At 46.7% G+C, this 24,114-nt stretch carries 22 protein-coding genes; 9 read left to right on the plus strand and 13 right to left on the minus strand.

The window, feature by feature from the left end; all coding sequences use genetic code 11:
- Window positions 1-20: 20 nt before the first annotated feature.
- Window positions 21-464, plus strand: coding sequence for a GNAT family N-acetyltransferase (locus tag AC0J20_RS06780; protein WP_473021122.1), 444 nt, complete (start codon window positions 21-23; stop codon window positions 462-464).
- Window positions 465-490: 26 nt separating this feature from the next.
- Here AC0J20_RS06780 and AC0J20_RS06785 read toward each other — a convergent pair whose 3' ends face one another.
- The 3 genes from AC0J20_RS06785 to AC0J20_RS06795 form a co-directional block, all read right to left on the minus strand.
- Complete coding sequence (locus tag AC0J20_RS06785; RefSeq protein ID WP_229528437.1) at window positions 491-868, minus strand: hypothetical protein; 378 nt, start codon at window positions 866-868, stop codon at window positions 491-493.
- Between the two features lie 251 nt (window positions 869-1,119).
- Entirely contained in the window at window positions 1,120-1,875 is a 756-nt protein-coding gene (locus tag AC0J20_RS06790; protein ID WP_473021123.1) for a tRNA1(Val) (adenine(37)-N6)-methyltransferase, read from the minus strand.
- 4 nt (window positions 1,876-1,879) lie between these two features.
- Complete coding sequence (locus AC0J20_RS06795) at window positions 1,880-2,518, minus strand: NAD(P)H-binding protein (RefSeq protein ID WP_473021124.1); 639 nt, start codon at window positions 2,516-2,518, stop codon at window positions 1,880-1,882.
- Between the two features lie 134 nt (window positions 2,519-2,652).
- Between AC0J20_RS06795 and AC0J20_RS06800 the strand changes: the two genes are divergently transcribed.
- From AC0J20_RS06800 to AC0J20_RS06810, 3 genes are all read left to right on the plus strand, one after another.
- Window positions 2,653-4,863, plus strand: a complete 2,211-nt coding sequence (locus tag AC0J20_RS06800) for a S9 family peptidase (RefSeq protein WP_473021125.1) — start codon at window positions 2,653-2,655, stop codon at window positions 4,861-4,863.
- A gap of 276 nt (window positions 4,864-5,139) precedes the next feature.
- Complete coding sequence (locus AC0J20_RS06805; RefSeq protein WP_473021126.1) at window positions 5,140-5,823, plus strand: hypothetical protein; 684 nt, start codon at window positions 5,140-5,142, stop codon at window positions 5,821-5,823.
- 2 nt (window positions 5,824-5,825) lie between these two features.
- Window positions 5,826-6,776 carry a hypothetical protein gene (locus tag AC0J20_RS06810; protein ID WP_473021127.1) on the plus strand — a complete coding sequence of 317 codons (951 nt, stop codon included), beginning with the start codon at window positions 5,826-5,828 and terminating at the stop codon, window positions 6,774-6,776.
- Between the two features lie 678 nt (window positions 6,777-7,454).
- Here the strand turns inward: AC0J20_RS06810 and AC0J20_RS06815 are convergent.
- A complete protein-coding gene (locus AC0J20_RS06815) occupies window positions 7,455-7,688 on the minus strand; it encodes a DUF1289 domain-containing protein (protein ID WP_473021128.1) in 234 nt (77 codons plus the stop codon).
- A gap of 145 nt (window positions 7,689-7,833) precedes the next feature.
- On the opposite strand from AC0J20_RS06815, the gene AC0J20_RS06820 reads away from it, so the two are divergent.
- Window positions 7,834-8,328: a PH domain-containing protein gene (locus tag AC0J20_RS06820; RefSeq protein WP_473021129.1), complete on the plus strand. Its 495-nt coding sequence runs from the start codon at window positions 7,834-7,836 to the stop codon at window positions 8,326-8,328.
- A gap of 57 nt (window positions 8,329-8,385) precedes the next feature.
- Here the strand turns inward: AC0J20_RS06820 and AC0J20_RS06825 are convergent, their stop codons facing one another.
- The gene (locus AC0J20_RS06825; protein WP_229528431.1) at window positions 8,386-9,183 is read right to left on the minus strand and encodes a hypothetical protein; all 798 of its coding nucleotides are present in this window, start codon (window positions 9,181-9,183) and stop codon (window positions 8,386-8,388) included.
- Between the two features lie 246 nt (window positions 9,184-9,429).
- Between AC0J20_RS06825 and AC0J20_RS06830 the strand changes: the two genes are divergently transcribed.
- Window positions 9,430-10,428: a serine/threonine dehydratase gene (locus AC0J20_RS06830; RefSeq protein ID WP_473021130.1), complete on the plus strand. Its 999-nt coding sequence runs from the start codon at window positions 9,430-9,432 to the stop codon at window positions 10,426-10,428.
- 23 nt (window positions 10,429-10,451) lie between these two features.
- Here AC0J20_RS06830 and AC0J20_RS06835 read toward each other — a convergent pair whose 3' ends face one another.
- The 7 genes from AC0J20_RS06835 to AC0J20_RS06865 all read right to left on the minus strand — a co-directional run bounded on the left by AC0J20_RS06835 (window position 10,452) and on the right by AC0J20_RS06865 (window position 18,474).
- A complete protein-coding gene (locus AC0J20_RS06835) occupies window positions 10,452-11,765 on the minus strand; it encodes a sensor histidine kinase (RefSeq protein ID WP_473021131.1) in 1,314 nt (437 codons plus the stop codon).
- Window positions 11,766-11,771: 6 nt separating this feature from the next.
- Window positions 11,772-13,118: a sigma-54-dependent transcriptional regulator gene (locus AC0J20_RS06840; protein WP_473021132.1), complete on the minus strand. Its 1,347-nt coding sequence runs from the start codon at window positions 13,116-13,118 to the stop codon at window positions 11,772-11,774.
- Window positions 13,119-13,190: 72 nt separating this feature from the next.
- The gene (locus tag AC0J20_RS06845) at window positions 13,191-14,396 is read right to left on the minus strand and encodes an ABC transporter permease (RefSeq protein ID WP_473021133.1); all 1,206 of its coding nucleotides are present in this window, start codon (window positions 14,394-14,396) and stop codon (window positions 13,191-13,193) included.
- 11 nt (window positions 14,397-14,407) lie between these two features.
- Window positions 14,408-15,769, minus strand: a complete 1,362-nt coding sequence (locus AC0J20_RS06850) for an ABC transporter permease (RefSeq protein ID WP_473021134.1) — start codon at window positions 15,767-15,769, stop codon at window positions 14,408-14,410.
- 6 nt (window positions 15,770-15,775) lie between these two features.
- Window positions 15,776-16,477 carry an ABC transporter ATP-binding protein gene (locus AC0J20_RS06855; RefSeq protein WP_229528425.1) on the minus strand — a complete coding sequence of 234 codons (702 nt, stop codon included), beginning with the start codon at window positions 16,475-16,477 and terminating at the stop codon, window positions 15,776-15,778.
- A gap of 27 nt (window positions 16,478-16,504) precedes the next feature.
- Window positions 16,505-17,779: an efflux RND transporter periplasmic adaptor subunit gene (locus AC0J20_RS06860; RefSeq protein WP_473021135.1), complete on the minus strand. Its 1,275-nt coding sequence runs from the start codon at window positions 17,777-17,779 to the stop codon at window positions 16,505-16,507.
- 200 nt (window positions 17,780-17,979) lie between these two features.
- The gene (locus AC0J20_RS06865; RefSeq protein WP_473021136.1) at window positions 17,980-18,474 is read right to left on the minus strand and encodes a GNAT family N-acetyltransferase; all 495 of its coding nucleotides are present in this window, start codon (window positions 18,472-18,474) and stop codon (window positions 17,980-17,982) included.
- Window positions 18,475-18,525: 51 nt separating this feature from the next.
- Here AC0J20_RS06865 and AC0J20_RS06870 point away from each other — a divergent pair, with 51 nt between their 5' ends.
- Together AC0J20_RS06870 and AC0J20_RS06875 are read left to right on the plus strand one after the other, a co-directional pair.
- The gene (locus AC0J20_RS06870; protein WP_229528422.1) at window positions 18,526-18,876 is read left to right on the plus strand and encodes a VOC family protein; all 351 of its coding nucleotides are present in this window, start codon (window positions 18,526-18,528) and stop codon (window positions 18,874-18,876) included.
- A gap of 110 nt (window positions 18,877-18,986) precedes the next feature.
- Window positions 18,987-20,930 carry an aminotransferase class V-fold PLP-dependent enzyme gene (locus AC0J20_RS06875; RefSeq protein ID WP_473021174.1) on the plus strand — a complete coding sequence of 648 codons (1,944 nt, stop codon included), beginning with the start codon at window positions 18,987-18,989 and terminating at the stop codon, window positions 20,928-20,930.
- A gap of 243 nt (window positions 20,931-21,173) precedes the next feature.
- Here the strand turns inward: AC0J20_RS06875 and AC0J20_RS06880 are convergent, their stop codons facing one another.
- Window positions 21,174-22,028 carry an MBL fold metallo-hydrolase gene (locus AC0J20_RS06880; protein WP_229528421.1) on the minus strand — a complete coding sequence of 285 codons (855 nt, stop codon included), beginning with the start codon at window positions 22,026-22,028 and terminating at the stop codon, window positions 21,174-21,176.
- Window positions 22,029-22,192: 164 nt separating this feature from the next.
- Here AC0J20_RS06880 and AC0J20_RS06885 point away from each other — a divergent pair, with 164 nt between their 5' ends.
- Complete coding sequence (locus tag AC0J20_RS06885) at window positions 22,193-23,935, plus strand: Na+/H+ antiporter NhaC family protein (RefSeq protein ID WP_473021137.1); 1,743 nt, start codon at window positions 22,193-22,195, stop codon at window positions 23,933-23,935.
- The last annotated feature ends 179 nt before the right edge of the window (window positions 23,936-24,114 follow it).

Below are 24,114 nucleotides of genomic sequence, written 5' to 3' on the forward strand. Positions count from 1 at the left end.
AGACAGAGAGAAACAAGCCAATGAAAATTGTGCAGGTCACCCAGGACACCCTTGAGCAATGTGCCAATTTGTTTGATCAGTATCGCCAGTTTTACCAGCAACCGGCTGATATTACTGCTGCCACAGCGTTTATCAGTGCAAGGCTGGACAATCAGGATTCCATCATTTATATGGCGATTGATGAGCACAACACGGGCATGGGATTCACGCAGTTATTCCCGTCTTTTTCATCTGTTGCCATGAAGCAGGTGTATATTCTGAATGATCTTTTTGTCACTCAGGATTCAAGAAAGCAAGGTGTAGCAAAAGCGCTGATGAGAACCGCGCAGGCCTTCGCCGAAAAAAATAAGGCTCATGCGATCAAGCTGGCGACAGCCAAAGATAATCATCAGGCAAAGGCACTTTACGATCAACTTGGTTACAAGCTGATCGATAGTTTCGACTATTACACCTTAACGCTCTGAGCGTTGCGCAATGCTCATTCTAATGGTCAGACAAAATCTTTAACGATTTTACGCACCGAACGATGATAAAAAGGCAACTGCAGGTTGTCTTTTACCGCATCAGCCGGATAGCCAAAAAGTCCGAACTTATTTCCTTTGCTTTGACTTATGACAACGATGTGTTTTGGCTGCTCGTTTAATTTCCCGTGTAATGGATCAATTACCGGTACCAGATAACGGCCTAATTTAATTAATCCAACTTTGCGATTATCCCGGTAAACTATTTTATCGAACACCGGATTATCCAAAATGGCGTACACCGCAAATTTAGGGATTTGAATAGGAATGTTTCGACAATAAAACTGCACCACCTGCAACGAATCGGTCAGTTGGCTGATACTGGAGGGTAATTGACTTTCGCTCATAACAGCTCCCCTACAAAGGTTTCCCAATCCGTGGAAAAAGTCCTGCTTTGTTTTTGATGTTGTTTCATCCGCCATTTAATTGGTGGACAAATTAAATATAGCAACACCAGAAAAAAAGGAAATAATTTATTTGTAACTGATTGAGTTACGCCACTAAATAATAATTAAATTATTATTAGTGCTATTTACTTTATCTGCCATTACGCCAGTTTCATTACATTTTTTAACTATTAAAAACTGCGTTTTTAGACTTAAAAGTTCAGATAAAAGGGCTGACAAAGCGTTTTAAATGCGTCGCTGTAAACGCCCTCATTTTCACGTACGATAAGCTCAGAAACTGGCTTATCCATGAGATAGTCTATGGCGCTGCCTGCCCCACTGTTCTTCTTCAGGCACCATAGCTGACAGTAAGGTGCTTTTTCAGGTGTGGCTTTAACGTTAACGATCGCCACCAGCTGCATACACTGCTCTTTGATTAGGCCCATTACTGTTTTTTCGGCACCCGACGGCAACACAAAATAAAACCGGCCACTGTCCGTAAGTAAGTTCGCAACACCGGTAAAAAGTGACGCCAATGGCAAACTTTGTTGTTGGCGGGCGGCAGTTCGGGCCTTATCTCGTTGCTGGTTGTCAGCGTTGTGAGCGGCTGACGGGGTAAATTCGAACCAGGGTGGATTGCTGATAATCAAAGAGAAGTGTTGTTTTGTGGTGCGCTGCCAGCTTGTAAAGTCCGCATGGATAACCTGAATTTTATCCGGCCACGGCGACGCTGCCACATTTTCCAGCGCCTGCTGCGTTGCCGGTTCATCCAGTTCCAGTGCCGTTATCTGACAATTGTCTTCACTTTTTTGCGCCATCATCAAACTTAACAGCCCGGTGCCGCAGCCAATATCCAGTATCTGTGTCGCGCTTTCAGGTTCACACCAACTGCCCAGCAACATACTGTCGGTGCCGACTTTCATGGCGCAGTGTGCCTGTTGCACCACAAACTGCTTACATCTAAACACCGGTTTACGCCCAATACTGTTGCGTTATCATTTGCTTCGCCACCTGCATTGCATGAACCGGACGATACCTGCGCAATGGCCCTGCCATCAGGGGGGCAATCAGTCTGCCAACAATAATACCGAGGCGCTCACCGGGACGAAATTCAGCACGCTCCCCCAATAACAATGAAGGCTGCACGGGTGCCGCACGCAACCGGGGAAGTGCCGCTATAGCCTGCTCTAACTCGCCTTTGACTTTTAAATAAAAATTACCGCTGTTGGCATCGGCACCAACCGAAGAAATCCAGACAAAACTCTGCGCTTGCTTTTGCATAGCCAGTTTGGCGGCGTGCAGTACATAGTCGTAGTCCACCCGCTTAAAGGCATGCTGACTGCCGGCTTTTTTAATGGTAGAACCCAGGCACACATATACATGATCTGCGCTAAATAAGTGCGCCTGTTGTTCCAGATGTTCATATTCAACTGTCTGCAACTGCAGCTTTTCCGGGTAGGTTGAAACCAGCTCATCTGCTGGCAGTGGCGAGCGCAACAGGCATATCACTTTATGGTATCTGACATCCTCCAGTAACAACGTCAGTAAGTGCTGACCTACCAATCCTGTTGCACCCAGTAACAAAGCGGTTTTGTGGTTTTGTGCTGGCATGTTATAAACTACGCATCAAATTATTGTATTACCGGCTCAGCGCAGTATTTTTGCCATTTTGATTGTCAAAACAACAACTAAAAGACAACGCCTGCCAAGCCATGAATGAATTTGCCTACAGGATACTCTGAAGCATGAAAAAACTCACTCTGCTTTCCAGCATTCTCCTTTCCGGTACATTAGTACAGGCTCAGGAACCAGAAAAACTTAGCATTGAACGCATTTTTGCCTCCCCCGCACTGGAAGGCACCGCCCCCAGTAAACTGAAAGTCTCTCCGGATGGTCAACGTGTTACTTTCATTCAGGGAAAAGTCACTGACTACGAACGTTATGATCTGTGGGAATACAACGTTGAGTCCGGAAAAACTCAGTTGTTGTTTGACGCCGACAACTTACACAGTGGCAAAGAAGAACTATCCGATGAAGAAAAAGCCCGCCGTGAGCGTCGACGTGAATATGGTACCGGCATCATGGAATACGAGTGGTCCAGTGATGGTAAGGCACTGTTGTTCCCGCTGGCGGGAGACGCCTGGTATTATCCGATGGGCAGCGACAAAGCTCAGCAAATACTGGAAACCGATAGTTTCGAAACCGACATTAAAATCTCCCCTAAAAACACGTTCATTTCGTTTATTCGGGAACAAAACCTGTTCCTGAAAAACATCACAACCGGTGAAGAGACCCAGGTGACCCGTGACGGCGGTGATGCCATTAAAAATGGTATGGCGGAATTTGTTGCTCAGGAAGAAATGAATCGCATGACAGGGTACTGGGTTTCCCCAGACGAATCCAAAATCGCGTTTATTCGGGTGGACGAATCACCGGTAGACATTATCACCCGTACGGAGATTTACGCCGATAACGTGAAAGTGGTAGAGCAACGTTATCCCAGAGCCGGAACACCCAATGTTACGGTAAAACTGGCAATTTATGACATCGCGTCCGGAAAAACTGACTGGGTAAATCTGGGCGACAATCAGGATATTTATCTGGCTCGCGGAAAATGGCTGAACAACAGCCAGCAATTCAGTTTTCAGCAGCAAAGCCGCGACCAAAAACAATTGCAGCTTAAAGTGGTGGACACCAGCAGCAATAAGGTTTCGGTACTACTGACAGAGTCCAGCCCGACCTGGATCAACCTGCACGACGACCTTTACTTTCTGAAAAAGCAGGACGCCTTTGTCTGGGCCTCAGAAAAGGATGGTTTTAAACACCTGTACCTGATGGACAATACCGGCAAACAGTTGGCACAACTTACACAGGGTGACTGGGTGGTGGACGAAGTAGCCGCCATCGATGAAAAAGCGGGGGTAATCTATTTTACAGGACGCAAAGACACACCGGTAGAACGTCACCTTTACAGCGTCTCATTAAAAGGTGGGGATATCAGTAAAGTCAGCCAGCGTGCTGGTTTCCACTCCATTGCTTTTTCCAAAGACGCCAGCATTTATGTGGATGACTTTTCCAGCATCAACACTCCGCCACAGGTTAGTTTACACAAAGCCAGTGGCGAACAGCTCACCTGGTTGACGGAAAATGCTGTGGATGAAAACCACCCGTTAGCCGCCTATCAGGAACAATGGGTTAAACCTGAATTTGGTACCCTGAAAACCCAGGATGGTGTCACGCTGCACTACAGAATGTGGACACCCAAACAGATTACCGGCAAGCACCCGGCCATCGTTTATCTTTACGGTGGACCAATCGCCCAGGTGGTACAAAATCGGTGGGGTGGCAACCGCGGTCTGCTGATGCAGCATTGGGTGGATAAAGGTTACGTGGTATTCAGCGTGGATAATCGCGGCTCAAATTACCGTGGCAAAGCCTTTGAAGATCCCATACACGAACGCATGGGCGAAATTGAAGTTCAGGACCAGGTAGCTGGTGTGAAGTTCCTGCATACCCTGCCCTATGTAGATAAAGAGAAAATCGGCGTATATGGCCATAGCTATGGTGGCTACATGACCCTGATGAGCATGTTTAAAGCAGCCGACTATTTTGCGGCTGGTGTATCCGGTGCCCCGGTAACCGACTGGCGTTTATACGATACGCATTACACTGAGCGTTATATGGGTAACCCCACCAGCAATCCGGATGCTTACACCAAATCGTCAGTATTTCCCTATGCTGAAAACCTGAAAGGCGATTTGCTGATCTATCACGGCATGGCTGACGATAATGTACTGTTTACCCATTCCACCATGCTGTACAAGCACCTGCAGGATTTAGCCGTTCCCTTTGAAGTGATGGATTATCCCGGCAAGAAACACAGCATTCGCGGTAAGCAAACCGGTATACACCTTTACAATACCATTACTAATTTCTTTGATCGTAACCTCAAATAGATTTTACTTTTTCAAAGCACACAAAGGGTTGCAACGCGCAGCCCTTTTTTGTAGCCGGAATTATGTGGACATAAATGGTCACTCAAGTTGAATTTATAATTCACCAAATCAACTGGTCACCAAGATGTAAATTAGACATTGGTAATAATCGTTTCAGCCGAGCGGTTCATGTTGCATTACATTTATGCTTGTTAAACTGATAATTTGACATGATTGTTCGAAGCACTAATATTCGACTTACGTTATTCAACGAACCTTCAACTTATAGGGATTTTAATGAAAGAATTACCCCTTTTTGCATTTTTCATTTCTTTATCTTTTGCAAGCTCTGCTTTACCTGCTGAAAAAGACCACAGTACAGAAAGTGTAATCACTAAAAAAGCTGTAAGCTATTATCGTAATCAAGGATTATTAGAAACGTTCGCGACCCCAAACTCCTCGAAAATATTGATAGGTTTTTCTCCTTTCAAGATAGAGAGAGTGTACATGTTTAAAAATAACATGTGGGGAATCAGGACGAAGAAGGCTCCTGAATCCTTATCTATTGATGCCATCAAACAGCTGTTGTACTTGTCTGGAGTAGACGATTCAATTTCACTCTCAGAGAATGATAAGCTTGCAGCATACGAAATGATCAAGAAGCTCCTTACAAACCATGGTGCAGCGTTTCTTGCGACCGGTTACAACCTTAATGTTGAAAAGTTGATATCACATAAAGAAGTTAACTCGGATTATTGTTCATCCTTTAGAAAAGGATTAAAACTCATTGACGAAGACTTTAAACAACCGACTTTGTATTGTGAAATGAGTTCATCTGTAAGCAATGTATATTATTTGTCTACGCCCAATGAGAGCAGTTTTCAAATTACATACCACGAAAGTAAGGGCAATGGTCGATTACAGATTTCCTATATTGAAAATGGTCGGGTACAAAAACCGATTGTTTTAGATGGCATTTAGAAATGAAATTATTAATAATCATTATCATCAGCATTTATCTGGCAGGATGTGGCTCAACAGCTTCTAGAGAAGATTGGGCCCATAGAGCTACATATATACCAAACAATGAAAACATAGAGGAAGAAAGAGCCAAACTACAGTCAGAAATCGAGCAAGAAAAGATAAATAGAAATGTAAAAAAAGAGTCCGTTGGGCTTGGCGATATTGTGATTCAAAGTTTGGCAATAGTTAATTCTACAATGCAAGAAACTAACAATACCTTAGCTCAACAAAATGCAATCAAAAAAGCTGAACTTATAAAACTTCAATATCAGGACACTCAACAACCCCAAAATACCTCAATAAACTCCGTCAATTCAGACCCCAAGTTATCGGCAAACGCAACAACAGAGCGAAATAACGACACACTCCCTCAGAGCAATAATGAAAATCAACAAGTTCCTAAAAATACAACAATTGTTTTAGGAACTCCTACGTACAGTGTCACGGAGAGCGTTGGTGACAATGCAACTGACAGTTACAAACATTCCCCAGCCAATAATTCAAAAGCGACAGAAAAGAAAGTGTGTAAAGATTTTTCAGACGTAGATGGTATGACGTGCCGTTATGAAAAAGTAGCAGTTTGTAAAGAAAATGAAGCCAACTTCTGGTTTTGCTATGGTCACCTACAATACACTCAATCGGGTGAAAAAGGTGAGAAAGGGCTAAGCGATAACTTGAGATATGCAGGGTGTAAATTACCTCACAACAGCACGAAACTCGCTGATAATATATATCTTTATTATTGCGATGAGGCATGGCGTCAAAGTGGCGCAGAGAGCATTCCAATATCAACCATAGAACGTCAATTTTCAGTTAAAATACCTGATATTCATAAAAACAGAAGAAAGCTTTACTATTGCCCGCAAGGAATTGATGATGCTTGTAGCATTGTACGCAAAAGTACATGGTAGCCATGACACTTTTTAGGTCGATTTAATTGCTGTGTGTAACTTACCTACTGTAATGACCTGTGGAATACCATTAATAGAACTTTAAGATAGGTGTCTTGGTTGCAAAATCCAACACCATCACCAACTTCTTTGACCGTACTCTGAGATAATTCAGAGCGTTAAAAATAAACACAAGGGGCTGCCATTGGCAGCCCTTTTTTGTAGCCCTGGTTACGTGGACACCCACCATAAGTTACGTGGACACCCACCATATGTTACATGGACACACAATATGCAAAGAACAGCGTTTTATGGCTGTTCCCGTTAACCCCTGCAGCTCTTTTACAATGGGTGTCATGTTTAAATCGGAATTAGGTGACGATAATGGCTGCCTCTACGAATACTCAAAAACCTTCAGATGGGTGTCCTGGTATAATCGATTGAACAGCCGGTTAAATTTAAACCCCAAAATTTGTCATCCCTGATTGAAGATAGGGTGTGTGGATCCCCTTTTAGTTTGTAAGAGATTGGCTATAAAAAGCTGGATTGAAACCATTTGAATCAGCCTTTGCACCTATTCAGATATGCTGACTAGCTATTCAGGTACAAGCTGTGTACTCAGATTTGTGTAATGGTTCAAATTCTCACCCAGAGAATATAAAAGCAACCGTCTAATGGCTCAAATCACACACAATAAGACTAATAACGGAATCGTTGCGATGCCGGCAAGCGCCCTGCACGCCTTTCATCCTCCAGCCTTTGTGCAATTTTGGGTTTGACTATTTCTACAATTTTGGCTTTTTCTTCATTGCTTAAAAAACGCCAATTATTGACCTCCTCTCTTTTGCGAAAGCACCCCAAACAAATGTCATCATCGTCAAATCGGCACACTGCCTGACAAGGATCAATGGGGCGGTTAATGGGAGTTTTCATAGCCAACTTTCGCAATTAAAGAATCGATACCGGCGGGATTTTAACACATAACAGCTGTCAGTGATCACCTCTGACCAACAGCAAACACCGGGTAATCAGGGTATATTTATTGGGCGGTGTATATGTTTTATTGGTAGAGGGCATTATGAAAACAGTAAACTATTCAGTGTCAAAGTGGCGTTCCAAAGTGGATTGGTGGTTCTTCACTGCAGTGACTTTATCCGTGCCTGGCGCGTTGCTTGCCTGGCCGATGCTACAAAATCAGGGTTTTAGCCTGCAACCTGCTGATATCTTTACCGCATCAGCAATTAGTGTGCTTATGTTTGTGATCATTCGCTTTTCTGCCTGGCCGTGTGAATACACGTTACACCAGGACAGGCTGGAAATTAAATGTGGCAAATTACTGTACAAAACCATCTATTATTCCGACGTGCAATTGGCCAAAAAAAGCTACAACTGGTTTGTGGCCCCCACGTTGTCATTTTCGCGTATTAAGATCTTTCACGGTGGCTCTTATACATTTATTTCACCGCGCAACCGCCGCGCATTTATTCAGGAGCTAAAACAACGCTGCCGCAATTTCCATCACCTTGATCACGAGCAGCACAGTGAAATGCATAATTTGGTTTCAGTAAGATAAGCGAATTGAGACGAGTACAATCCGGATGAGGCCAGGCTCATCCGGTATAATTGCCGATTACTGCCCTGCCTGCGTGTTACCCGCAGAGGGTTGTTGCACGATAGCCGGTTTGGCTACGTTCTGGCTTTTGATGTCAGACACTTCCTGTTTCAAAGACTCCAGCGCATCAATGCGTTCAATTAAGGCTTCAATGCGCAAGGCAACCGTGGCAACCTGATCGCCCATATCGCGGATCTGTTGCTCTGACGCAGCGCGCTGTTTCACCACGGACTCCAAAGAGCTGTTGATTTCTTTGGCGCGATTCAATTGCTGATTTACCTGTTCCTGAATTACCGCCATGGTGGTATTGGAATCAGAAACATCCGAACGCAACGCCGTTAAACTGGCTTTTTGGTTCTTAAACTCGTTATTGGTCTGAGTTTGTAGCTCTTTGATTTCCGTCTGGTTTCGTCGCCACGCCGAGGCCCACAACTTATCCATTTCCTGCCACAACACGTCGGTTTTATCTTTTAAATCGTTCACCTGAACCCGTAAGGCAACGGCAGACTGATCCAGCTCTTCGCCTGTAGCAGAGATTTTACGTTCCAATTCGAAGATACGTTCACTGGCGTTGTCCAGCTGGTTCGCCGTTTTTTGCTGCAAGGTGTAAAGCCAGTAACTGCCACCATAACCGCCCAACGCTAACAATAAAACGAACACTACCAGTCCACCTGATGATTTAGCCGGTGGTGGATTATCCTGAGGAGTTTCTGGTTCTGGTTTCGTCTTCTGCGCAGCACGGGTTCGCTGAAAAGAATCCCTGTCTTCTTTTTCCAGAACAATTCTGGGCACATTATCAAATTTATCTGTCGACATACCTTCTCTCGACAAGCCTGTATAGTGGCTTTGACTACTAAATTAGATGGAGCATTATACTCTATATAGTTAAACCGCATATTAACGTTTATTACCTGCAGTTACCAACATCATATGATGATCAATTGTGGCAGCATTAAGGCAAGCTGTTTCACAATGTGAATACACCGTAAATTATGTTCAGCGTTGCCTGGGTTATATGATAAGTTTTCGCAATTATATTCAGCAAATTAAGGGAAACATTCTGTGTTGGATCATCAGGCGATCATCACTGCCTATCAGCGCATTAAACACAAAGTACACCAGACACCGGTTGTTGAGTCGACATTACTGAATCAATGGCTGGGTCATCGGATCTTATTCAAAGCAGAATGTCTGCAAAAGACCGGGGCTTTTAAGTTTCGTGGGGCCACCAATGTACTGGCGAAACTCAGTGAAAACAACGAATTACCGCAGCAGATAGTGGCCAATAGCTCTGGCAACCACGCTCAGGCTATCGCCTATGCCGCGGCTACGTTTAACATACCCGCCAGCATTTTCACCATTGCCTCCGTCTCTAAAGTAAAGGCCGCAGCCACTGAGGCCTATGGTGCCAGGTTACACAAATTTGCCAGTCGTACAGATGCGGATCAGGCGGTACAGGAGGCTGCCCAACAACACGGCACCCTGTGGATCCCGCCCTTTAATCATCCGGATGTGATTGCCGGCCAGGGCACGGCCTGCTATGAAGCTTTGCAGCAGATCAATGCTCAGGTTGATGCGGTTTTTGCCCCCTGTGGTGGTGGCGGATTGTTGTCAGGCACCTTGCTGGCCGCCAAAGGCATTGACGACAGGATTCAGGTGATTGGTGCCGAACCATTGAACGCCAACGATGCCGCATGTTCTTTACGCAGTGGTAAAATCGAGACCTTACCGGGGCCACCCGATACCCTTGCTGATGGCGCTGCGACACCTGCTGTGGGTAGCCATACCTTCCCGATTTTGCAGCAATGTGATGACTTCTACGAAATTGCCGAGTCGCAAATCGCGTACTGGACACAATGGTTACAGCACTTACTCAAACTGCATGTAGAACCCACCAGCGCAATGACCATGCAAGCCGTGATGAACTGGCTACGCAAAGGCCGGTTCAGCAATCCCCAAACCTGTCTGGTTATATTATCCGGCGGTAATATAGACCAGGCTAAAATGGCGCAAGTTTGGCAAGAGGACTACCTTGCCCGGTTACCTGGAAGTGCCGAATAACAAACCTGTTAAGCTCAATCCTTTCAGGTTGAGCTGATAGCGAACTCAAAACTCACACACAATCCGCCATGCTCACGATTGTACAAACGCAGTTTTCCGCCGTGGGCGGCTACAATTTCGTTACACAACGCCAGACCTATGCCTGAGCCTTGTTCCTTCGTCGTGTAAAAAGGCAGCAGTGCCTGTTGTAGTTCTTCTGGTGACAATCCCGCCCCCCGGTCAAACACCAGAAACGTCAGCTTATTTGCCTGTTGCGTCAACCGAAACCCAATGTCCTGCTCTTCAGAGCCTGATTCTCTGGCATTTTTCACCAGGTTAATTAGCACCTGCTCAATTTGCGACACATCGAAGTGTGCTGCTTCGACAGTGATGTCCAGCTCACAGTGCACAGACAGCAGCGTCTTTAGATGTTCAAAAAACGGCTTTAACTGCACCCGTTCTTTGTGAGGCGGAGGCATTTTTGCGAACTGAGCATATTGCTTGATAAACGCACTCAGATGTTGGCTGCGCCGCTCAATGGTTTCCAACACGTCATTCAGCATATGCAGATGTTCAGGTTGCGCCAGAATACGCCGCGCAGAACTGGTCAAAGAAGCAATGGGGGCCAAAGAATTATTGAGTTCATGACTAATCATGCGGATCACGGTTTTCCACAATTCAGTTTCTTTGCGGCCCATTTCCTGACTCAAATTTTTGTACAGGTACAAACTGTGATTTTGACCGTTGAGCATAAACTGTTGAAAGTTAACGTTAAATACCATGGTTTGATCGTCTACTTTGTAAGTCACCAGGCCATCCTGAAGGCTATGAGTGGCTTGCTGTAGCGCTTCCGGCAATAATGCGATCAATTGGCTAATGGCAAAGCCTTCCGGTGATTTATTGGCATTCAACAGCTGTTTTGCAGCGTGATTGCTGTACACCACTCGCTGCCGATTATCCGTCAGTAACATCGCTACCGGTGTTGATTGAATCAAGGTGTCCAGCAGCAATTCCCGCTGAAATATGTTCATTCGTTCGGCCCGCAAAATACCAGCCACCTGGTTATAGAGACTGACAATATCTTCCACTTCCCGATAGCCATTTTTGTGAATGCTCAGGCTAAAGTCATCCTCCTGAAAAGCACTGACACCATCATTAATGGCCTGTAATACATCGGTCAGCGGACGCAATAATTGTTGCAATAAAATCGCCATTGTAAGTGTCACAACAAGGGTCAGTGCAAGGGTCCACAACACCGGCTCCGCAAGGTACTCTGAAATGTAGACAGTGCCGGCGAAAAACAGCGTGAACAACAAAGCAAGCGGCAGCAATAAGTGTCTGTAGAGGGATTTTTTCATAAGCGCTTAGTTTTCATCAATGCCAAATTTTTTCATTCGCCGGTACAAGGCCGATCGGCCAAGCCCTAATAATCGGGCGGCATCTGAAATCACCCCACCGGCTTCCTCAATAGCGCGCCGAATGTCATTGGCATTGATTTCGTCATCTTTGCTGGCATCTATTTTCAAGGGTTGCTGCAACTCCAGACCAAGATCTGACACCTTGATCAACTGGTTTTGACACAACAAGGCCGCTCTTTGCATCACGTTTTTCACTTCCCTGACATTGCCGGGCCAGTGATATTGCTTTAACGCCATGACAGCCTCTTCAGACAAGGTGGCTTTGTTCGCCAGAAACAGTTCTGCCAACGGCAGTATGTCGGCCTTGCGTTTGTGTAGCGGCGGCAGATTTAGCTCAATAACATTCAGTCGATAATAAAGATCTTCGCGAAATGTACCGGTGGCAATGGCGGCCGACAGATCACTGTTGGTGGCGCTGATAATACGCACCTTAACCTTTATGTCCTCATTGCCACCAATGCGCTGAAACTCACCGGTTTCTAACACCCGCAATAATTTGATTTGTCCATCCATCGACAAATTGCCAATCTCATCCAAAAATAGGGTGCCACCGTGCGCTAACTCAAACCGCCCCTGACGCCGCTGCGTGATCCCGGTATATGCACCGGCTTCAGCACCAAATAACTCCGCCGCCATTAATTCCGGTGTTAATGCGCCAACATTAACCTTGATAAAAGGCCCGTCTTTGCAGGGCGAATTAGCCTGCAACACTTCTGCAATTTTTTCTTTTCCGGCGCCATTTGGTCCGGTGATCAGTACCGCCACATCGGAATTTGCCACCTGTGTGGTCATGCGCAATAGTTGCGCCATCGCGTCGCTTTGATAGCGAATGCCACACAAGTCAAATTGCTCAGACAGGCTATCCCGTTGACGGATACGTTCAAGGGTGTGCTGTCTGTGGGCCTGTTGCAGTTGCGCCAACTCCAGTAAATTATTGATGGTGACTAACAATTTGTCGTCATCCCAGGGTTTGCTCAGATAGTCACTGGCCCCAGATTTAACCAATTGCACCGCCGTTTCCAGACTGGTCCATGCGGTGATAAGAATAATAGGAATGTCCGCAAAATTGTCGCGAATCTGCTGAAATAACTGAATGCCCTCTTCGCCGGAGGTATGATTTTTACTGAAATTCATATCCTGGATCACCAGGTCAAACGGTGATGAGTTCAGCGCTTCTAAACCCGCTTTTGCTGTAGCAGCATGATGGGTATCTATGTCATTCAGGTGCAGCAGCACCCCGATAGCCTTAGCAACATCCGCGTTGTCGTCTATGACTAAAACCCTGGCTTTCATTCAGACTCCCTATATGGTGTTTATCATTATAATAAAAGGCCGTTCGCATCTGACGGCCTTTGACAGCGTGTGTTAACTGCCCCGGGTAACAATAGCCGGTGGCACTTTGACTGCCCGACGCCCGGGGAGCCATACGGCCACCACGTTGATGAACCACAGCAACAGGGCAATAACCATCAGCAATACTAAATCTAAGATATTTTGCTGTTCCATGGTGGACAACTCAAAGCTAAAAAACAAGGTAACCACCGTACCCAGCAACAACCCGGCGAAGGTAATGATACTATTTTCTGTCAGGAAGTAGGCCATAATGTCGCTTTTTCTACCGCCCAGCGCACGCCGAATACCAATTTGTTTACGCCGTTGATTAACCTGAAATGAAGTAAAGCCGGCAATGCCAAATGAGGTTATCAGCACCAGTACCAGGCTAATCACTAAAAAGGTTAACGCCCGGCTGCCACGGCCGTCGTACATGCGTTTTTGAATGCGCGATAAACGCTCGTAAACCGCCAGATAGCGCCCCTGATCCTGATAGAAAACGGTGGCGATATCTTCCAGTTTTTGCACTGCCAGACCGGGTGTCATGCGCAATAAATAGTGAGGCTCAGCCGCAAATTGCCAGGATGAACGCGGCAAGATCATGGTCTGATAGGATTTCCCAAAATAATTGAGTGTTTCACCGTTCATAAAATCGCTGTATATGCCCACAATTTTAACCGGATCACTGCCCTTGTTGAGCCACACTGTTTTATCCAGCGCATTGCCATTGTCAAACAGGGCTTTTGCCATTGATTGGCTGATCATCACTTCACTGTTTTTTGCATCCGGGTCAGTAATCACATCAGCAAAGGTAAAAGCCCGCCCGGCTATCAGAGTCAGATCCAGCACTTTCAGCAGTTGCTCATCGGCACTGAAGATGTTGGTTTTATAGGACTGTGCCTCTTCTTCCACTGACAGGTACACATCGCGCACAACCTCGGCCGCAAAGGGTACCTGATCCGTTGGCGACACCGCCTGCACGCCATCTATAGCCTGCAACCTTTGCAGATCATGCTGTACCGCTGCGGCAACATTCATGTTGGGATCGTAAAATCGCGGTGTTACCCGAATGATGTCATCATGCGGAATACCGGAAGGTAAATTCCATTCTTTCAGCGTGGCTGCGGCTAACAACACCGACAGGCTCAATACCGCCATGGTAAACGCGATTTGTAACACCATGATCGAAGCCATAAACTTGTTTTGCTTCAGACTCAGGAGAATTGATTTAATTTCCACGTGGTAACTCCTTATTCTGCTTTTAATTGAGTGGCAGGCGAAATATTGCAGACGCGCCAGATAGGGTACAAACTTACCAACAGAGCACACAAAATACTGGTGAGAAACGCCTCGCCGATCAGTAGCCAGTTAAGCTGGTATTGATGGGCAATACTTTGTGCCGTGACGGTATAGTCCACCGCATAAAGACGAATATTAAGCATGCCCCAAAGGCCAATTTTGGACACCAGTATTCCCAGCAAGCCGCCCATAAATCCGATCAGAACCACTTCCAGAACATATTGATAAATAATGGTGGTTTTACGTGCCCCTAACGCCCGGCGCAAACTTACTTCCCGGCTTTGACGAATAAACTTTGCCAGTAAGATGCTCACTGCATTCAGCAGGCACACAGCAAAAAACAAACGGGAAATCATTTTGAAGGTATTGATGTAACCGTTGCGATTACCATAGTAATTCACCTGGTCCTGCAAATGAGTGACATACATTTGCGGCTCTCTGGGAAAGCGGCCCAGGGCTTTTTGCGACTCTATGTAATTGCCTAATTGCGTTTGGTAGGTGGCTAACTGTTGATCCGGGATTTCGGCCCAAAAACTGATCCATGAACACTCAGAATTTAACAATCGCTGTAGGTTTTCTGTGCGAAACTGAGGATTATCCTGGGTTTCGACAGACCAGCAGTTGAATCTGGCGTTACGCGGTAAATCATTGTTCAGAGCAAAGCGATATGGCACAAAAAACTCGTGTAAATAGCCCGGCGCAAAACTGCGATCATAAAAGCGTCGGGTAATGGTCCAGTCCGCCATGACGCCAATAACTTTCAGATTCAGGGTATCTATCCTGAGCAGCTGACCCACACTGTTTTCACCACCAAATAAACGATCATTCATGGCGCGGCTAATCACGATAACACCGGCTCCACTGCTATCCTCCTCGCTTCCCCAACCGCTACCATAAATAAATGGGGTTTCAAACATGCTGAAGAAATGGCTATTGGTGGCCAATATTTCGGAACGAATTGCCGGTACATTGTTGTCCAGCACATTGATAACGCCATTGGTATTCCAGTTGAGCGAGGTTGTGACTCCCGGAATCTGCCATTGCTGCAGGTTCATGGCATCTTTGTAGGTGGTATCCACCATACTAACTTGCTCGGTGATGGGCTCGGCTGAGGCCTCGCGGCTATCCATCTGAATCAGAAACAGGTTCTCACTTTTGTGGGCAACCGGCACACTGCTATTGTAAAACGCCATCGTTTGTACTGTGGTATATAAACCCAATCCGGTTGCCAGGGTTAGGATCACTAAAAAGGTTAGCCCAGGTCGCTGCTGCAAACTTGCCAGCGCCAGTGACAGGTTATATCTGAACATCATGCTCTCCTAAGCTCGTTTTACAATGTCATCTGCAACGCTATATTCCAGATCACTGACCTGACCATCAAAGATTTGAATATTGCGATGAGCCCTGCGGGCCAGTTTGTCATCGTGAGTAACCATGATAATGGTGGTGCCGCTTTGATTAATTTTCTCCAGCAACTCCATCACCTGTTGCGCCATCAGTGAATCCAGGTTTCCGGTTGGTTCATCCGCCAACAAAAACTTCGGCTCACCTGCAATCGCTCGCGCAATGGCCACTCTTTGCTGCTGACCGCCGGATAACTGTGTTGGCAGGTGCTTTGCCCGGGAAGCCAGCCCCACGGTTTCCAGTGCCTGCTCCACTCTTTGCTTGCGGTCAGCCTGAGACAAACCGCGATAACGCAAAGGTACCTCGATGTTTTGATACAAAGGCAAATCGGCCAACAGATTAAAGCTCTGAAAGATAAACCCGATCTTTTCATTTCTAAGGTCAGAAAGCTGATTATCATTCATACCACGGACGTTTTCGCCATCCAGGTAATAATCGCCTTCTTCAAAGGTTTCCAGTAACCCGGCAAGATTGAGAAACGTTGTTTTACCTGAGCCCGAAGGCCCTGTAATCGCCACAAATTCGCCGGCTTTGATATGTAAGTCCACTTTACGCAAGGCGTGTGTTTCAATCAGCTCGGTGCGATAAATTTTGCTGACGTTTTCCATTTTTAACATGATGCTTTCCTCTTAACTTAATGACGCTTAGTTATTCAAATACAGTTGGCTTTGCTCGCGAAACTGAGCGGTATTGGAAATGATGACGGTGTCACCTTCTGCTAACCCCGACAGTATCTCTACCTCGGTGATACTGCGGGAACCAAACACCACAGGTTGTCGATAGGCATTATCACCATTGACCCGGTAAGCAAACCGCGCTCCCCCGGATTCGAGAAATTCGCCGCGTTTGATCTTCAGCACATTGCTTTTGGCTTCGATTAAGATACGCGCGCTGACTTTTTGATTTTGTCTTAGCTGTTGCTCTGATAGCTGACTGAAACGGATACGGCCTTCCACCTGGCCTTCACTCACTTCGGGTGAAATGGCCACCAGCTCGCCAGCCAGGACACTACCATTGACGTTGATCTCAGCCTGCAAACCTACCCCTAAATCGTCAGCAAAATTTTCCGGAATAGCGGCTTCGATCTCCAACACACTTAAATCCACGACGGTGATAAGCGCAGTGTTAACTGCAACATTGTCTTTTTGTCGCACATAAACACTGCCAATCACGCCATTGGTTGGAGAGGTAAGGGTTAATTGCGCAATCTGACGATTGAGTTCATCCACAACATGCTGCTGCCTGGCCAGTTGCGATTGCATCCCCTGTAATTCCAGCGCGAGATTTTCTTCCTGAATGTTGTAGTTTTGCTGTGCGTGCTTATGGACCAAAGAGGCCCTTTTAAACGCAGCGACTTTTTCCTCATACTCTCGTTGACTGATCAGTGAATCAGTCACACTGATCTCAGCCCGTTGCTTTTCTACGTTAGCCGAATCCAAATTGACTTCCGCCACTTCTATCGCCTGTTGGTTATTTAGCTGAGCACTTTTGATCTGAATATTTTGTCGCCCCACTTCCAGTTTTAACTGCTCCAATGTTGCCAGCTCCTGCGCCAGGCGATTTTTTAACTCCGGGCTGTCCACCAAGGCCAATGTTTGCCCGGCGGTAACCTGATCACCGGCTTTAACCGATAAGGTCACAATGCCCCCGGAATTGGCATACAGGGTTGGGCTATTGGCCGCGACAACGCGCCCCTGAACAGCAATATCGCGCATCAGATCGCCACGCACCACCTGTGCAAAACGCAACCGCTCGGTATCGACAGACATATCTGAGGCAAACAGTTGGTCGAATTTATTCAGGCCGGTCAGCGTTGCAGCCACCAGCGCCAGAGCAATTCCCACCGGTGCCCCGTATTTGCGAAATGGCGAGGAGCGCTTTGCTATTACCCGGTCCTGACCGGACGTATCTCTTAACATTACTAATGGTCCTGTTTTACGGTTCAGGCCGCACCAGCAGCCCGCAAAAATTCAATACATCGCTTTCAAAGCAAAAACAGGGCCAAAACATAAGATAATGATTTTATTGAATTATTTTCATTTTACAGGTGGGCGAACACCCTATGTGTGCGTTCGGGTGTTCGGGCGAACAGGCAAAATAAGAAGGGGGGCAGAGAGGGTTATGACTGTTGCGGAAAACTCACGCATTCAGTCACCATATAATGGCAATCAGATAACCCGCCGGGGATTTCCTCCGGGTAAGCCTGGCATTTAAAACCACACCGCTGATAAGTGTGCAGGGCCACTCTGTTATAAGGAAAAACAAAAAGCGAATAACCCCTGGCCTGTTGGGTTTTACCGGCACGGTCGGCGAGAGCCATAAGCAGGTGATAGGCGATGCCCTGGCCACGTCTGAAAGGTGACACCGCCAACCGTCCGAAATGATGACGCCCCAGGCGCACATAATACTGACCAAATGCCACCACTTCATCACCATCAAGCAGAACAAAACTGGCCAGACTATTGAGTTTAATCTGCTGTGCAAATGCCTCATCATCCGTGGTCAGCGTTAAACCGGGACCTCCCCAGGTCAGCAATGCCCGCTCAGTTTCAAACCAGTTGCGAACACAAGCGATGTGTCGTTGTGTGGCCGGAATCAATCTGTAGCTTTGCATCTTTTTTTCACCTAAACTGAGGGCATCAATCGACCAAACACGGAGTGTGTCATGACGCGCCATCATAACCTTAATTATATCGAAATTCCCACCCGCAACATTCAGGCCAGTAAAACCTTTTTTACTGAGGTGTTTGACTGGGCCTTTACTGATTATGGCGAAGCTTATAGCAGTTTTACCGCACAAGGCATCGATGGTGGTTTTTTCAGTGCAGAACAGACCGTTTCCACTGCTACTGGTAGCCCTTTGCTGGTGTTGTACAGTAACAATCTGGAGGCCACACAAAGCGCTGTAGAACAAGCCAAAGGTCAGATTATTCAGGCAATTTTTGCTTTCCCCGGAGGACGCCGTTTTCATTTTACCGATCCGGCAGGCAATGAATATGCGGTTTGGTCAGAATAAGCTGAATTAGCACAATAATACCCAATTATTAGCCGATTCTTACTTTGCATGTTTCGGCTATTACACTTATGCTGGCGGCAAATACGTTAAGGGTAAAACTCAACCTCGTTATGCTGCCAAAGTTATCTATTCTGATTATCGAAGACGCGCCGGATTTGCTGGAGCAAATTCACACCAGTATCACTGATTCTATCGACCATTTTGATCGTTCTGATATAGACTTAACCGTGTTGCAGGCCAGCAATGTCAGCGAGGCACTACAGCTGGTGAATACCGATGGTGACATACAGGCCGTTATTTTTAGTTGGGACACCACCGTAAACTGGGAAGAGATAACCCCCGATCAGCAAGGCAAAATTGCCAACAACTCTGCAGTAATCGATGCAATCAAGGCTATTCGTATAGAGTTACCTGTCTATGTTTTAGGCGATGCCATAAAAGGACTTGAAATCATCGATCAGACCTCCGGTGTCGAAGCCTTTTTCTATCGCAACGACATCATCACCGATCCGGAGTCGATATTGGGTTACATCATCAATGACTTTGATGACCGCAGTGAAACCCCCTTCTGGACCGCCTACAAGGATTACGCGGTGGAAGCCAATGACTCCTGGCACACACCCGGCCACAGCGGCGGCGCCAGTTTTCGACATTCGCCCTTTATCAGCGATTTTTATCGCTTTTTTGGTCGCAATGTATTTGTCAGTGATTTATCGGTCAGCGTTGATTCCTTAGGCTCTTTATCTGACAGCACACACGCTATTGGCAAGTCACAGGAAAACGTGGCCAATACCTTTCACGTCAGACATTCCTATTTTGTCACTAACGGCTCATCCACCTCGAACAAGATCATATTGCAAACCCTGTTGCGCGAAGGCGATGAGGTGATCGTGGACCGCAATTGCCACAAATCTGTGCACTACGGCATCGTCCAGGCCCGGGCCATGCCCTTGTACCTGGACAGCAAGTTAAATGCCGAATACGGTATCTTCGCCCCGCCTTCTCTGGCACAGATTAAATCTATGCTGGAACAACACAGCAACGCCAAATTAATCGTACTGACCGGTTGTACGTACGACGGTATTTTAACCGACATTAAACAAGTGGTAGACATGGCCCACGCGCGCGGAGTAAAGGTATTCATCGACGAAGCCTGGTTTGCCTATTCGCTGTTCCACCCGGATTTTCGTCACTATTCAGCGATTGCCGCCGGCGCAGACTATGTTACTCACTCTGCCCATAAAGTGGTTTCTGCCTTTTCACAGGCCTCTTATATCCACGTCAACGACCCGGATTTTGACAAAGACTTCTTTAAAGAAGTGTATAGCATCCATACCAGCACCTCGCCGAAATACCAGATCATTGCTTCGCTGGATGTGTGTCGCAAACAGCTAGAAATGGAAGGCTTTAAGATCCTCAACGAATTGCTGGACAACGTAAATCAACTGAAGCAGCAGGTCAGTCAGTTTAAACGGATCCGTATTCTGAATCCGGCCGACTTTAAAAAGATGTTCACCCATTTTGAAACAGATAACCTTGGGCATGATCCACTGAAAATCCTGCTGGATATTTCAGCACTGGATTATTCTAATCAGGAGATTCATCGCTTCCTGATGAATGAAGTGGGCCTGGAAATCGAGAAGTTCACCCACAGCACCATTTTGGTATTGCTGACCCTGGGTGGCATGCGCTCTAAAATTGTACGCCTGTACAACGCCCTGAAGAAGCTGGACTCCGGCACGGTGTCACTAAACAAAAGCAAACGCAAAAGCGTGTTACCGGCCGCAATCCCACCCATTAATTTGGTGACCCTGCCTTCTGACGCCTTTTTTAGTCAGCGGGAATCTATCGCCTGGCAGGACAGCGTCGGTCGCATCGCTGCCGGGTTAGTAACCCCCTATCCGCCCGGTATTCCGTTACTGGTGCCAGGACAATTAATCGAACAGGATCACATTGATTACATCAAAGCCTTGTCCTCACAAAAGCTCACCATTCAGGGCTTATACGATGGCGAACTTTATGTGCAAAAAGACAATGGAAAAGACACTCGTTAGTTAAATCAACAGAATGACATTGGCCCACTTTGTGTTGCTTAAATAACCGTCGCTGCAGTGTTCAAAGTCCATACACATCTGGCCCTTTCGCGAAACAAGCTGATAGCGCAGACAAAACCTGAAGATTGGCAACCAGGATATGTCTGAGGTTTACAGTGGGTCAAAGTCATAGCCGACCAGCGTTGAGAAGTAGCGCACTTTAAAAAAAGCACAAAAGGGAGCTTGCGCTCCCTTCGCACACCATTACTGCCCTTTATACAGCGTCTTAATCCAACGCTCGGTAGGGATAAAATTCCAGGACCAGCTGTCCCATTTGCTATCCAGCCCTTTTGCTACGGCTTCATCCATAGTCATTCCGGCGTCTTTACGGGCTTTGATTTCTTTTGCTGTCACCTGCAGCATTTGCAAAGAGTTTTGCAGATCCTGACGATTTGCCAGTGCGCCGTGTCCGGGAATAATCTGCGTATTTTCATCTGCGGCATCAATCATGGCCTGTAAGGTATTCATATATCCCTGCACTGTGCCGCCCCCATCAAGGTCGATGTAGGGAAACCAGTTTTTAAACAACATGTCACCGGCATGAATAATGTTTTGTTTTTCGAACCAGACAAAACTGTCGCCATCGGTGTGACTGGCAGGAACGTGTTTGACGTGAATGGTATCGCCATTAAAGTGAAACTTAACGCCTTGCTCATAGGTCACTACCGGTAATGCGCTTCCGGACACCTTTTCGTCGCTAATCAGACGCATTCTGACATTGTCGTGGGCAAAAATGGTAACGTCTTCGTTATCCTTAAACCAGGCATTGCTGCCGGTGTGATCGCCGTGATAATGGGTGTTGATCAGATACCGAATTTTGCTGTCGGAAATAGATTTGATAGCATCGCGGATTTTCGGTCCCAGTTCTTCAAACTGATCGTCAATCACCAGTACGCCATCGTCTCCGGCAGATACCCCAATGTTGCCGCCAGCGCCGGACAGCATGTGGACGGATTCAGATAACTTCGCCGCTTTAATTTCAACATTTTCAAATCGGTCATGGGCCGAAGCCTGACCAATTACTAAGCCTGCCAACACGGCTAACACTGTTTTTTTCATAATGCTTCCTGGTTGTTTGCCAGAACCTGTTGCCCTGTAATTTACCACCTGGGGTAACACGCTCTGAAGTTGGGTATGAATTTTGCGATTTTTCCGCGAATTTATGTATAGTGGCAAACTGGCTGAAGTGATCAACTAAAAAATAACAATAAGGTCTGACTACATTGGGAATATCTCTGGGGAACTTCAACAATAAAAGCGCCGGTGCGTTGCTGCTGTTATCACTCGTCGCTGCCATATACTGTTTTATCGCCGTTCCGCCCACCTGGAAAGAACAACAACTCCGCTACGATTTGTATGAAAATAGCAAAGGGCAAACAGTATATGTCGAACGCGGTAAAGAAGTGCAGATTGAAGCACCGATAGCCCGCTCACTGTCACCGTTAAACCAAACTGCACTGAACCAACTGCAGGGTGCTCCTGACTTACAATCTCAGTGGGTGTATGAGGATGATGATCCGGAAAAAATACTGCTACTGAAAGCCGATTATCATCTGGGTCTCTGGTCGTTACTGCCTGCACTGGTAGCGATACTCATGTGTCTGTTGACCCGCGAACCGGTGGCGGCCTTGCTTAGTGGCATACTGGTGGGCGCCATTATCCTGGGTAAATTTGATATAACCGGAGAGGTGCTGATCCCCAGTGTCGGAACAGACAATGCCGCCAGTATCTTAATTTTGTATTTGTGGTTATTAGGTGGCTTGTTAGGCATTTGGTCTAAAACCGGGGCAGCTCAAGCCTTTGCCGAATACATGACCCGACATTTTGTTAAAGGCCCCCGCTCTGCGAAAGTCATCGCCTGGAGCCTGGGCGTTTTGTTTTTTCAGGGCGGCACCATGAGTACCGTGCTGGTAGGTACTACGGTAAAGCCCATGGCTGATAAGGCCAACGTCAGCCACGAAGAAATGAGTTACATCGTAGACTCCACGGCATCACCGATAGCCTCACTCATCGCCTTTAACGCCTGGCCTGCCTATGTGCAGGCACTGATTTTTGTGCCCGGAGTTACCTTTCTGGCCACCGAAGCCGACCGCATCAGCTTTTTCTTTAGCAGCATTCCCTTTAGCTTTTACGCCATGTTGGCCATTACCGGCACCCTGTTGGTTAGCCTAAACCATTTTCAGTTGGCCGGAAAACCGCTCAGAAAAGCATGGCAACGCACACAGGCCACCGGCGAGTTAGATGCGCCATCAGCAAAGCCCATCAGCGCCAAAGAGTTACATCAACCGCAGGTGCCACAAGGCTACCGGTCTTCACCACTGGAATTCATCTTACCCTTAGTGATGCTGCTGGCTGTGGCGATTCTTACCTTTGTATTTTTAGGTACCCCTAAAATTCACTGGGCGTTTGGCGCGGCGCTGGCACTGTGCCTGGCAATGGCGCTGGTCAAAGGCATGACCCTGGGGCAAATCATGGATGGCTTTGGCAATGGTCTGAAAGGTGTTGTAGTGGCCTCAGTGGTGCTAATGCTGGCCATTACCATCGGCGGCATCAGCAAGGAAATTGGCGGCGGCCTGTTTTTGGTGGATTTGTTAGGTCAACAACTGCCCTTTTGGGCGTTGCCGGTGATATTGCAATGTATGACCATGCTGATCGCTTTTTCCACCGGTACCAGTTGGGGGACGTATGCGATCGCATTTCCGCTGGCGATGCCACTGGCCTGGGCAATTGCGCAATCGCAGGGACTGGCTCATCCGGAAATCTTTATGATGATATGTTTTGCCACTGTGTTAAATGGCAGTGTGTATGGCGATCAATGTTCACCGATTTCCGATACCACGATTCTAAGTGCGATGACAACCGGTTGTGATTTGATGGACCACGTCAAAACTCAAATCATTCCGGCGACTATGGCTGCCGGTGGCGCTGCTGTTTTATGGACACTGTGTACACTGGTGTTTGCATAGCATCAGCACGAGGTAAAAGTCACAATCAGGTACGTTACTGATGCGCGATGGCAATTGACAAGCCAGTTACAACTAGCTATGTTACCAATTAGTAAAAAAGGCATTACCAATTTATAGTTTTAGACTATTATTTAAACTGCTCTTTGTTGCCACAAAATTACCCTATGTCAGGTTTTATG

It is taken from the genome of Planctobacterium sp. R6, assembly GCF_055755215.1.

Bases quoted from the DNA above. Each gene is read 5' to 3' on its own strand.
- AC0J20_RS06785 (WP_229528437.1), bottom strand. From the start codon at position 868: ATGAGCGAAAGTCAATTACCCTCCAGTATCAGCCAACTGACCGATTCG.
- AC0J20_RS06810 (WP_473021127.1), top strand. From the start codon at position 5,826: ATGAAATTATTAATAATCATTATCATCAGCATTTATCTGGCAGGATGT.
- AC0J20_RS06855 (WP_229528425.1), bottom strand. From the start codon at position 16,477: ATGTTAAAAATGGAAAACGTCAGCAAAATTTATCGCACCGAGCTGATT.
- AC0J20_RS06875 (WP_473021174.1), top strand. From the start codon at position 18,987: ATGCTGCCAAAGTTATCTATTCTGATTATCGAAGACGCGCCGGATTTG.
- AC0J20_RS06835 (WP_473021131.1), bottom strand. From the start codon at position 11,765: ATGAAAAAATCCCTCTACAGACACTTATTGCTGCCGCTTGCTTTGTTG.
- AC0J20_RS06820 (WP_473021129.1), top strand. From the start codon at position 7,834: ATGAAAACAGTAAACTATTCAGTGTCAAAGTGGCGTTCCAAAGTGGAT.
- AC0J20_RS06865 (WP_473021136.1), bottom strand. From the start codon at position 18,474: ATGCAAAGCTACAGATTGATTCCGGCCACACAACGACACATCGCTTGT.
- AC0J20_RS06840 (WP_473021132.1), bottom strand. From the start codon at position 13,118: ATGAAAGCCAGGGTTTTAGTCATAGACGACAACGCGGATGTTGCTAAG.
- AC0J20_RS06800 (WP_473021125.1), top strand. From the start codon at position 2,653: ATGAAAAAACTCACTCTGCTTTCCAGCATTCTCCTTTCCGGTACATTA.
- AC0J20_RS06825 (WP_229528431.1), bottom strand. From the start codon at position 9,183: ATGTCGACAGATAAATTTGATAATGTGCCCAGAATTGTTCTGGAAAAA.
- AC0J20_RS06805 (WP_473021126.1), top strand. From the start codon at position 5,140: ATGAAAGAATTACCCCTTTTTGCATTTTTCATTTCTTTATCTTTTGCA.
- AC0J20_RS06880 (WP_229528421.1), bottom strand. From the start codon at position 22,028: ATGAAAAAAACAGTGTTAGCCGTGTTGGCAGGCTTAGTAATTGGTCAG.
- AC0J20_RS06795 (WP_473021124.1), bottom strand. From the start codon at position 2,518: ATGCCAGCACAAAACCACAAAACCGCTTTGTTACTGGGTGCAACAGGA.
- AC0J20_RS06815 (WP_473021128.1), bottom strand. From the start codon at position 7,688: ATGAAAACTCCCATTAACCGCCCCATTGATCCTTGTCAGGCAGTGTGC.
- AC0J20_RS06860 (WP_473021135.1), bottom strand. From the start codon at position 17,779: ATGTTAAGAGATACGTCCGGTCAGGACCGGGTAATAGCAAAGCGCTCC.
- AC0J20_RS06870 (WP_229528422.1), top strand. From the start codon at position 18,526: ATGACGCGCCATCATAACCTTAATTATATCGAAATTCCCACCCGCAAC.
- AC0J20_RS06780 (WP_473021122.1), top strand. From the start codon at position 21: ATGAAAATTGTGCAGGTCACCCAGGACACCCTTGAGCAATGTGCCAAT.
- AC0J20_RS06850 (WP_473021134.1), bottom strand. From the start codon at position 15,769: ATGATGTTCAGATATAACCTGTCACTGGCGCTGGCAAGTTTGCAGCAG.